A 9,428-nucleotide genomic window follows, 5' to 3' on the forward strand; every position below is an offset into this window, starting at 1 on the left:
CTCGAGCGCCAGCCGCGCGTCGCCGAGCGTGCCGCTGGTCCACAGCTCGTCGCCCGCGCGCGCGCCCGAGCGCAGCAGCGCCGCGCCGGCCGGCACTTCGCCGAACACGGTGATGCAGATGTTGAGCGGGCCGCGCGTGGTGTCGCCGCCCACCAGCTCGCAGCCGTGTTCGTCGGCCAGCGCGAACAGGCCGCGCGAGAAGCCCTCGAGCCAGTTCTCGTCGACGCCCGGCAGCGCCAGCGCGAGCGTGAAGGCCAGCGGCTTCGCGCCGCAGGCCGCGAGATCGCTGAGGTTGACCGCCAGCGCCTTGTGGCCGAGCCGCGCCGGATCGACGGTCGAGAGGAAGTGCCGGCCCTCGACCAGCATGTCCGAGGAGACCGCGAGCTGCATGCCCGGCGCGGGCGCGAGCAGCGCGCAGTCGTCGCCCACGCCCAGCGGCGAGCGTGTGGCGGGGCGCTGGAAGTAGCGCTGGATCAGGTCGAATTCACCCATGCGCCGAGCATAAGCGGGGAAAGGCATGCGCCGATGGCCGACACGCGGCGCCGCCGCGATGCATTAGATTGGGGGACTGTCCGAGGAGACCCGCCGAATGCCCGATACCCTGACCCTGTCCGCGACCGAACGCGTCGGCGAAGCCATGCGCCGCTCGCTCCCGCTGCTGCCCGGCGAGGCGCGCGGCACGGTCGAGGCGATGCTGCAGCCCGAGGCGCTGGCGATCGTCGCCGGCACGCTGGTGGTGTGGGCCGGCTCGCATTTCTTCGGCGTGGGCGAGGTGGTCGACATCATCCTGCTGGTGGTCGGCTTCGCGGCGCTCGGCATGTCGGTGTTCTCGGGCGCGGGCGAGCTGTCGGAATTCACCACCAAGGCCGTCAACGGCCGCACCAGCGCCGACCTCGACGAGGCGGCCGGCCACTTCGCGAAGGCCGTGATGCTGCTGGGGATCTCCGCGATCCAGGCGATGCTGCTGCGCGGCGCCGCCAAGCCCGTGGTCCAGCGCGGCATGCCGCGCGTCGAACCGCTGCCCGACGTGGGCACGCCGCCGCCGGCCGGCAACGGGCTGTCGCTGAGCCGGCCGCGCTCGCTGCCCGGCGGCGAGCTCGGCGGCACCAGCATGTACGGCGAGATCGCGATCTCGCGCGCCCAGAGCCTCACCGAACAGAAGGTCACGCTGTTCCACGAGCTCGTGCACCGCTACTTCTCGCCGCGCACCGGCCCGCTGCGGCAGCTGCGCGCGCAGTTCCGCTGGAACGCCTATTCGAAGTCCTCGCTGCTGCGCTACCTCGAGGAGGCGATGGCCGAGGGCTATGGCCAGTTGCGGGTGAACGGCCTGTCGCAGGCGCTCGGCGCCTACCGTTTCCCGATCCAGTTCGGCTACGTCACCGTGTCGCAGATGCGCGCCGAGGGCATGGCCATCGGCACCATCTCGCTGGGTGGCACCCTGTTCTGGGTCGGCGTGAGCGACGGGCCGATGCCCACGCATCCCCGCATGCCGCAGGCGCTGCCGCCCTTGCCGCCGCTGCCCGCGCAGGCCCCGGCCCAACCGTCCTCGCCGCGGCTGCAGCCCGCGCCCGCGCGATGATCGACGAAGCCACCGCCATCGGCGTCGCGCGCCGCATCGCGCTGCAGCAGGGCTGGGCCTTCGTGGAGCCGGTGCAGGCGCGGCTGCGCAAGCCCTGGTTCTTCTCGAAGCAGTCCGCGCGCTGGGAGATCGAGAGCAATGCCGTCGCCTTCGGTGCGCGCGCGCGCTTCTTGATCGATGCCGAGGACGGCACGGTGCTCGAGAAGGGCTACGTGCCGCGCTGAGGCGCCCGCTACGTCGCCCCGCGAAAGCGCAGCGACGCCTGCCGCACCACCTCGGCCAGCAGCCGCTCGCGTCCCTGCCGCTCGCGCAGCCAGCGCGCGTCGTTGCGGTTGGTCTCGACGCTGGTGCGCAACTCGCCCAGTGCCTGCGTGGCGTTGAGCGCCTCGCTGTGCCACTCGAGCTGCGTCATGGTCATCAGGATGTGGTCGCGCAGCGGCATGTGCTGGCCGCTGGCCGGGTCGACGTAAACCGCGTCGAGGCCGAAGCGGCAGGCCTGGAAGCGGTTGTAGGTGTAGACCAGGTAGTCGTCCTCGCTGGGCTCGAAGGGCTGCTCCTGCAGGAACCAGGCGGCCAGCGACTGCACGTAGCCCGCGAGCGCGGCGGCGCGCGCCACGGTCAGCGGGGTGTCGAAGACGCGGATCTCGATGGTGCCGAACTCGGGCTTGGGCCGGATGTCCCAGTAGAAGTCCTTCATGCTGCGCACGACGCCGGTGCGGGTCATGCGCTCGAAGTAGGCCTCGAATTCCTTCCAGCTCGTGGTGAAGGGCGCGCGGCCCGAGAGCGGGAAGGCGAACACCGAGTTCAGCCGCGCCGAGTCGAACTGCGTGTCCTGTCCCTGCACGAAGGGCGAGGAGGCCGACAGCGCGATGAAGTGCGGGATGTAGCGCGACATGCGGTGCAGCATCAGCAGCGCCGAGTCGGCATCGGGGCAGCCGATGTGCACGTGCTGGCCGAAGATGGTGAACTGCTTGCTCAGGTAGCCGTAGAGCTCTGACAGCTCGCGAAAGCGCGGCTTGTCGTAGATGCGCCGCTCGTGCCATTGCTGGAACGCATGCGTGCCGCCGCCGACCACCGCGATGTTGAGCTTGTCGGCGTTCTTGATCAGCGCGTCGCGGATGGGCGTGAGCTGCGCGATCACGTCCTGTGCCGAATGGCAGATGCCGGTCGAGATCTCGATCATGCTCGAGGTCATCTCGGGCACCACGCTGCCGGGCAGCGGCGTCTGCGCCATCAGCCGCAGCATGTCTTCCGCATACGGCGCGAGGTCGTAGTCGTGCGTGTTCACGAGCTGCAGCTCGAGCTCGACGCCGAGCGACAGCGCTTCCGACTTGTTGAAGGGCTCGAGCTTGACGGCGCGGCTCGCGGGATCGGCCGGCAGCGGTGCCGAGCGCACGTCGTCGCTGTCGGGGTCGATCGCGGGGCTCGGGGGAGTGGTCGTGTGGCTGCTCATCGCTGCGTGTCCTCGGCGGTGCTGCTGAAGGCCTCGGGCGCCCAGCGCACCGAGCTCTCGCCGACCGCATGGATCGCGACCGTGGCGAGCACCGCGCCCAGCAGTTCCATCAGCAGGATCGAGGGCAGCGCGACCTGGGTGATCATGGTGCCGAGCAGCGGCGAGGCGGTGGCGAAATTGGAGGCGATCAGGAGCGCGATCGAGGACAGCGGCGACATCGCGCAGCCGACCCAGAAAGCCTGCTTCCAGCTCGCGCCGCTGCCGGGGTTGGCGATCGCCACGCCGGCGATCTTGGCCACCATGCGCACGGCGATCAGCGCCAGCACCACGCTGGCCACGGGCAGCGTCCAGTCGGCCTGCGCCGCGACGATCGACACCAGCACGAACATCAGCATGGTGAGCAGCGAGGACGCGGTGCCGAGCTGGCGCTGCCAGGCCCAGGGCTTGGGGTTCAAGGTCTTGAGCAGCACGCCGCCGATCAGCGCGGCCAGCGGCGCGGAGCCGCCGATGTGCGCGGTGACGGCGGCGCCGGCCGCGATCAGCGCCAGCAGCAGCAGCGAGGTGTTCTCGCTGGTCGGGCTCATCACGCGCAGCGCGGTGCGCAGCGCCAGCGCCATCAGCGCGCCCACCACGAAGGACAGGCCCAGCACCACCGCGATCGGGTAGAGCTTCTGCAGCACGGTCTGCGGCGCGCGCTCGATCAGGCCGGCCTGCGCATAGCCGAGCGCGAGCGCGTAGAAGGTGTTGAGCGTGGCCAGCGTCATCGCGCGCTCGGTCACCGGGCCGGCGGCGCGGGTGTCGATGATCACGCGGCTCAGCACCGCGGGCGAGGCGACGATCGCCATCAGCGCGAGCGGGTTGGCCACCGGGTCGGGCAGGCCCAGCAGGCGCAGCACCCAGAACACGCCGAAGTAGGTCAGCGTGGCTTCGAGCAGGCTCTGCACCAGCACCATCGGGTTGTGGCGGAACCAGCGCAGCGGCAGCCGGCCGCCGGCCTCGAACAGCACCACGGCCACGCCGAGTTCGAGCAGGAACAGGCTGATGCCGCGCAGCGGCCAGATCGCGCCCTCGAAGCCGGCGAAGCCGACGATGGTGCCGACGATCGAATAGCCGACCACCTTGGGCATGCCCATGTAGCGGCGCACCAGGTGGCCGGAGGCCGCGGCCGCGGCCAGCAGCAGCGACCACAGCACGGTGGGAAGGCCGGCCGACGGGCGGGCCCATTCGGACCAGAAGCCCATCAGGTCGGCGGTGAGACTCGTCAGATTCATGCGGGTAGGAAGAAGCTCATGGGCCGGCTGCGCCAGCGCGCCCGCAGCGCGCCGCGGATGCGGGCGCGGTCGGCGAGGCTCACGCTGTGCGCGCGCAGCGCCAGGCGGAATGCGAAATAGAAGCTCACGCTCACATTGAGCGCACCGATCACCGGGATCGCCGCCACCGCCCACCACAGCAGCGGCTGCTGCAGCACCGGCAGGCCGAGCGACACCACGGCCGCGCCGATCTGGCCGGCCGACAGCGTCACGTGCCGCACGTCGAGGCCGAGCCCGAAGAAGCCCGCGACCGCTGGCAGCAGTCCGAGCATCAGGCCCAGCGAAATGTTGGCGGCGAAACCGGAGATGTGGGTGCGCATGAAGTCGGCCCATCGACGGGCCCGGGCGGCGCCCAGGACGGCGCCGATGCGGGGGTTGTACCGCATGGCGGAGTCCAGCCGATGCAGGACAAAGGCGTTTTCTGCCCAGCCCGCGATCAGGCTGGAGGCGAACAGCAGCACGCCGGTGAAGGCCGCGAACAGCGCCGTGGGGCCCGCGAGCGACAGCGACTGCAGCACGGTGGCCGCATGCGCGGCATCGAGCAGCGGCTGGTGCAGCGCGAGCCGCCAGGCGATGGCGAGCGCGGCCACCGCCGGCACCACCACCAGCACGTTGCCCAGCACCGCCGCCACCTGCGATCGCACCAGGTTGGCGACCTCGTCGACGAATTCGTCGAGGCCGCTGTCGGCGCGGATCTCGCGCAGCCGCGCGGCCAGCGCCGGCGCCGTCATGGCCGGCTGCTTGGTGGCGAGCGTGAGGTGCAGCAGCTGGATCGCGACGAAGCTGGCGGCATACATCACGCCCGAGCCCAGGCCGCTCCAGAAGGCCGACAGGCCCAGCGCGTAGATGCCGAACTTCGCGAGCACCGTGAGCGAGGTCAGCGCGCCGCCGCCCGCGGCCTTGCGCACCATCTGCCGGTAGCTCGCGCGGTCGCGCGTGATGTAGTGCTCGCCGGTCTCGGCGCTGCGCTCGGTGACCTTGGCCGCGAGCATCGACGAGTTCGAGGCGATCAGCGCGCGGATGCTGTTGCGCTCGCTGCCGGCCTGCACCAGCCGGCCGACCAGCCGCGCGATGCTGACCGCGGGCGTGGGCGACATCAGGCCGTCGAGCAGCTCGCGGATGCGCAGCACCCGTTCGCGCATCTGCCGCACGCGGAACACCAGGCCGACCGAGATGCCGTTGTCTTCCAGGTGCGCGTAGACCGAGGCGGCGCTTGCGCGGCAGGCATCGAGCCGGTCGCGGAACGCGACGAAGGCCGCCTGCACCGCGGCCTCGTCGCGCGGGCGATCTTCGAACAGGCGCTCGCGCAGTTCGTCGAGCTCGGCCATCAGCGCATGGAAAGGCCGGCTCTCCTCGGTGCTGCGCATGCGCAGCCGCAGTTCGGACGAGAAGCCCGCGGCCACCAGCTGGCTCGCGCAGTAGGTGATGGCATCCATCAGCGTGGCGCGCCAGCGCGGCACGGTGGTGCCGTCGTCGGCCGTTTCATCGGCCAGCAGCGCGCCGATGCGCACCAGCTGCGGCGCTTCCAGCAGCGCGATCCAGCGCGCATCGAAGTCGCCCGGCAGCACCATGCGGAACAGCTCCGAGGCATCGGTGGTCTCGGGCGTGCCCGGCAGGATCTTGCGGCGCAGCCGCTCGTTGAATTCGCTGAGGAAGGCGGTGCGCGGCGCGAAGCCGTAGTCGGCCAGCAGCGTCGACAGGTCGACGTCGCGCGTGAAGGCACGCCACCAGGCGCGCACGCGCTCGCGCAGCTCGGGCCGCGCCTCGATCGCGTCGAGCAGCAGCTGTACGCGGCCCATGGCCGCCTGCGGCGAGGCACGGTCGCCGCGCAGCCAGTCGAACAAGTCGATGAGCCAGATGTGGCGCCGAGCCACGTCGGCGGAAGGATCGAGGCCGGCGAGCAGCCCCTGCAGGTCGCGCGAAGCGGCAGCCATGGGAGGAGGGAATCGAAAGGGGAAGAGGAGGGCGATGCCGCAGCGGGAGAAATTCCGTGCGGGTGCCCGAGCGGGAAAGGCTAGTGCAGCACGCGCGAGACCGGCGCGCCGCCGATGTCGGCCTCGAGCACGAACATCGGGATCGGCACGTCGAAGCGTTCGCCGTCCTCGGTCACCACGAGGTAGCTGCCGTGCATGGTGCCGCTGGCGGCCTGCAGCCGGCAGCCGCTGGTGTAGCGGAAGCTCTCGCCCGGCGCCAGCAGCGGCTGCTGGCCGATCACGCCCAGGCCCTTGACCTCCTGCGCATGCCCCGAGGCGTCGTTGATCAGCCAGTGCCGCGCGATCACCTGGGCACCGGTCGAGCCGGTGTTGGTGATCGTGATGGTGTAGGCGAAGGTGTAGATGCCTTCCTTCGGCGAGGACTGGTCGGCGAGGTAGCGCGGCTCGACCTCGATGGAAAGGGGGCTGTGTGACATGCGCGCGATGGTAACTGCTGGGTTTTGGCGCGGGGAGAGCTTCCCGGTGCCGGGCCGGCTTTCTTGCGGAAATGGCGATGAAGGGATAATCTGGTCGGTATGACCAGAATTTCACTTCCAGGCCATTGGCCGCTGCAGGACGCCAAGGCGCGCTTCAGCGAACTGGTGCGCCGCGTCCACAGCGAGGGGCCGCAGCACGTCACGGTCCACGGGCGCGACGAGGTCGTGGTGATCGCGGCCGAGGAGTTCCAGCGCCTGCAGGGCGCGCGCACGGGCCAGGCGCTGGTCGACGTGCTGCAGGCCTCGCCCCATCGGGACATCGAGCTGTCGGTCGGCGCTTCCGAAGCCTCGCCGGTGCGCAGCGTCGAGCTGTGAATGCCGTGAGCGCCATGAGCGCAATGAGCGGCTTCCTGCTCGACACCAACGTGCTGTCCGAGCTGCGGCGCCCGCGCCCCGAGCCCCGGGTGGTCGCCTTCGTCGGCGCGCAGCCGCTCGAAAGCCTGTTCGTCAGCACCGTCACCTTCGCGGAGATCCGCTTCGGCATCGAGCTGGTGGCCGACATCCACAAGCGCGCCCAGCTCAACGACTGGCTGCAGCTGCAACTGCGGCCGATGTTCGGCTACCGCGTGCTGCCGGTCAGCGAGGACGTGATGTTCAAGTGGCGGCTGATGGTCGAGCAGGGCCGCAAGGCCGGGCGCACCTTCTCGCAGCCCGACCTGATCATCGCCGCCACCGCCGCGCAGCACGGCCTCGCGGTGGTCTCGCGCGACGCGGGCGGCTATGCCGGCACCGGCGTGGCGCTGGTCGATCCCTGGCAGGCATAGAAGAAGTCCGGGAGCTCCGCTGCGCCTTTGGCCGGCTGCGACAATCGCCGCCCATGACCTTCCGCATCGCCCCCTCCATCCTTTCCGCCGACTTCGCCCAGCTCGGCCAAGAGCTCTCGGACGTGATCGCCGCGGGCGCGGACTGGATCCATTTCGACGTGATGGACAACCACTACGTGCCGAACCTGACCTTCGGTCCGATGATCTGCCAGGCGCTCAAGCCGCATGCGAAGACGGCCGACGGCACGCCGGTGCCGATCGACGTGCACCTGATGGTGCAGCCGGTCGACGCGCTCGCGGCCTCGTTCGCGCAGGCCGGGGCCGACTACATCAGCTTCCATCCCGACGCCACGCCCCACGTGCACCGCAGCATCCAGGCGATCCGCGCGGCCGGCTGCAAGCCGGGGCTGGTGTTCAACCCGGCGCGCGGGCTCGAGGTGCTCGACTGGGTGATCGACGACATCGACCTGATCCTGATCATGAGCGTCAACCCCGGCTTCGGCGGCCAGAGCTTCATCGACTCGGCGCTGCGCAAGATCGAGCAGGCGCGCAAGCGCATCGAGCAGAGCGGGCGCGACATCCGCCTCGAGGTCGACGGCGGCATCAAGGCCGACAACATCGCGCGCGTGGCCTCGGCCGGCGCCGACACCTTCGTGGCCGGCAGCGCGATCTTCAACGCCAAGGACTACGGCGCCGTGATCGCGCAGATGCGCACGCAGCTCGCGGGCGTGGCCGCCGCCTGAGCGGCAGCGGGGCTTCGAATCAGCGCTTGGCCTGCTCGCCGACCTTGTCGGCGCGCAGCCCCTGGTCGGTGTCGACCAGGCCGCGCTCCACATCGTCATGCGCGCGGCGGCCACGCTCGGTCGGCTTGCCGTCGCGGGTCTGCTGGCTGTCCGAGGACTGATCGCGTTCGTGCGGCAGCCGCGGCGACGATTCGCCGCCCTGTTCGATCTTGGTCTTGCCGCCGCCCGCGTCCTTTTGCGGATCGGCGGGCTTGCGGGTCGGGGTGCTGTCCTTGGCCATGGGGCCTCCTTCGGTCGTTGGTGGGCACCAGCTTGCGCGGCGGCCCCCGCAGGGCCGGTAGGACAGCCCAGGGCGCGGCTGTAGGCTGCGTGTCGATCGCGGGCGTGGCCTCGTGGCCGCGAGGATCGGTGCTATGAAAAGCGAAGCATCTTTGCGCCTGTCAAGACGCCTCCTCATAATCCCCGCATGGCTTCCTCTCCCTTCGACGCCGTCGCGCACGACAGCATCCGCCTCCACGCCTTCGCCTCCCTGAACCCCGGCCCCCGGCTGCTCGTGATGGGCGGCGTGCATGGCGACGAGACCAGCGGCACCGCCGGCATCGAGCGGGTGCTGGCCGAGTTCGCGGCGGGCGAGCTCGCGCTGCTGCGCGGCGAGCTCACGCTGGTGCCGGTGGCCAATCCGCTGGCGCGCCGGCGCCTGCAGCGCGAGGGCGAGCGCAACCTCAACCGGCTGTTCAAGCCCGCGGCCGAGCCGGCCGACTACGAGGCCCGCGTGACCAACGTGCTGGCGCCCGTGATCGCGCGCCACGAGGTACTGCTCGACCTGCATTCGTTCCAGAGCGCGGGCGAGGCCTTCGCGATGATCGGCCCGCGCGACAACACCGGCACGCTGGAGCCCTTCGCGCGCGCCGCCGAGGAAGGCCAGCTCGCGCTGCACCTGGGCACGCCGATCGTGGTCGAGGGCTGGCTCGACATCTATGCCGCGGGCCTCGCGCAGCGCGGCGCCGCGGTCGACGAGGCCGCCATCGACTTCGGCCGCGGCACCAACGAATACATCCGCAGCTGCGGCGGCTACGGCGTCACGCTCGAATGCGGCCAGCACCAGGATC

Annotated in this window: 12 protein-coding genes; 6 read left to right on the forward strand and 6 right to left on the reverse strand. The window is 70.8% G+C overall.

The window, feature by feature from the left end:
- Nucleotides 1–492 (reverse strand): thiamine-phosphate kinase (thiL, locus tag AC27VN_RS22820; RefSeq protein WP_490877992.1); only part of this gene is annotated, 492 nt, incomplete at its 3' end.
- Between the two features lie 97 nt (nucleotides 493–589).
- Here thiL and AC27VN_RS22825 point away from each other — a divergent pair.
- Together AC27VN_RS22825 and AC27VN_RS22830 are read left to right on the forward strand one after the other, a co-directional pair.
- Nucleotides 590–1,579 carry a hypothetical protein gene (locus AC27VN_RS22825; protein ID WP_490877993.1) on the forward strand — a complete coding sequence of 330 codons (990 nt, stop codon included), beginning with the start codon at nucleotides 590–592 and terminating at the stop codon, nucleotides 1,577–1,579.
- Entirely contained in the window at nucleotides 1,576–1,803 is a 228-nt protein-coding gene (locus AC27VN_RS22830) for a hypothetical protein (protein WP_490877994.1), read from the forward strand. The genes AC27VN_RS22825 and AC27VN_RS22830 overlap by 4 nt, the downstream gene beginning before the upstream one ends.
- 8 nt (nucleotides 1,804–1,811) lie before the next feature.
- Here AC27VN_RS22830 and AC27VN_RS22835 read toward each other — a convergent pair whose 3' ends face one another.
- The 4 genes from AC27VN_RS22835 to apaG all read right to left on the reverse strand — a co-directional run bounded on the left by AC27VN_RS22835 (nucleotide 1,812) and on the right by apaG (nucleotide 6,752).
- Nucleotides 1,812–3,032: a YbdK family carboxylate-amine ligase gene (locus AC27VN_RS22835; RefSeq protein WP_296781698.1), complete on the reverse strand. Its 1,221-nt coding sequence runs from the start codon at nucleotides 3,030–3,032 to the stop codon at nucleotides 1,812–1,814.
- Nucleotides 3,029–4,303, reverse strand: coding sequence for a cation:proton antiporter (locus AC27VN_RS22840; RefSeq protein ID WP_296781697.1), 1,275 nt, complete (start codon nucleotides 4,301–4,303; stop codon nucleotides 3,029–3,031). Before AC27VN_RS22840 ends, AC27VN_RS22835 begins: the two co-directional genes overlap by 4 nt.
- On the reverse strand, nucleotides 4,300–6,276 hold the full coding sequence (locus AC27VN_RS22845) for a site-specific recombinase (RefSeq protein ID WP_490877995.1): 1,977 nt from the start codon (nucleotides 6,274–6,276) through the stop codon (nucleotides 4,300–4,302). The genes AC27VN_RS22840 and AC27VN_RS22845 overlap by 4 nt, the downstream gene beginning before the upstream one ends.
- Before the next feature lie 80 nt (nucleotides 6,277–6,356).
- The gene (gene apaG / locus AC27VN_RS22850; RefSeq protein WP_057593319.1) at nucleotides 6,357–6,752 is read right to left on the reverse strand and encodes a Co2+/Mg2+ efflux protein ApaG; all 396 of its coding nucleotides are present in this window, start codon (nucleotides 6,750–6,752) and stop codon (nucleotides 6,357–6,359) included.
- A 99-nt stretch (nucleotides 6,753–6,851) separates the two neighbouring features.
- Here apaG and AC27VN_RS22855 point away from each other — a divergent pair, with 99 nt between their 5' ends.
- From AC27VN_RS22855 to rpe, 3 genes are read left to right on the forward strand one after another with little or no spacing between them, the layout of a single operon-like run.
- Nucleotides 6,852–7,127, forward strand: a complete 276-nt coding sequence (locus AC27VN_RS22855) for a type II toxin-antitoxin system Phd/YefM family antitoxin (RefSeq protein ID WP_208511523.1) — start codon at nucleotides 6,852–6,854, stop codon at nucleotides 7,125–7,127.
- Nucleotides 7,128–7,141: 14 nt separating this feature from the next.
- Nucleotides 7,142–7,576: a type II toxin-antitoxin system VapC family toxin gene (locus tag AC27VN_RS22860; RefSeq protein ID WP_208511524.1), complete on the forward strand. Its 435-nt coding sequence runs from the start codon at nucleotides 7,142–7,144 to the stop codon at nucleotides 7,574–7,576.
- A gap of 53 nt (nucleotides 7,577–7,629) precedes the next feature.
- Nucleotides 7,630–8,319: a ribulose-phosphate 3-epimerase gene (gene rpe / locus AC27VN_RS22865; protein ID WP_093350724.1), complete on the forward strand. Its 690-nt coding sequence runs from the start codon at nucleotides 7,630–7,632 to the stop codon at nucleotides 8,317–8,319.
- 19 nt (nucleotides 8,320–8,338) lie between these two features.
- Here rpe and AC27VN_RS22870 read toward each other — a convergent pair whose 3' ends face one another.
- Entirely contained in the window at nucleotides 8,339–8,599 is a 261-nt protein-coding gene (locus AC27VN_RS22870; protein ID WP_490877996.1) for a hypothetical protein, read from the reverse strand.
- 186 nt (nucleotides 8,600–8,785) lie between these two features.
- Between AC27VN_RS22870 and AC27VN_RS22875 the strand changes: the two genes are divergently transcribed.
- Nucleotides 8,786–9,428 (forward strand): M14 family metallopeptidase (locus AC27VN_RS22875; RefSeq protein WP_490877997.1); only part of this gene is annotated, 643 nt, incomplete at its 3' end.

The sequence above is a fragment of the Variovorax sp. 20P10.2.4 genome (assembly GCF_058244205.1).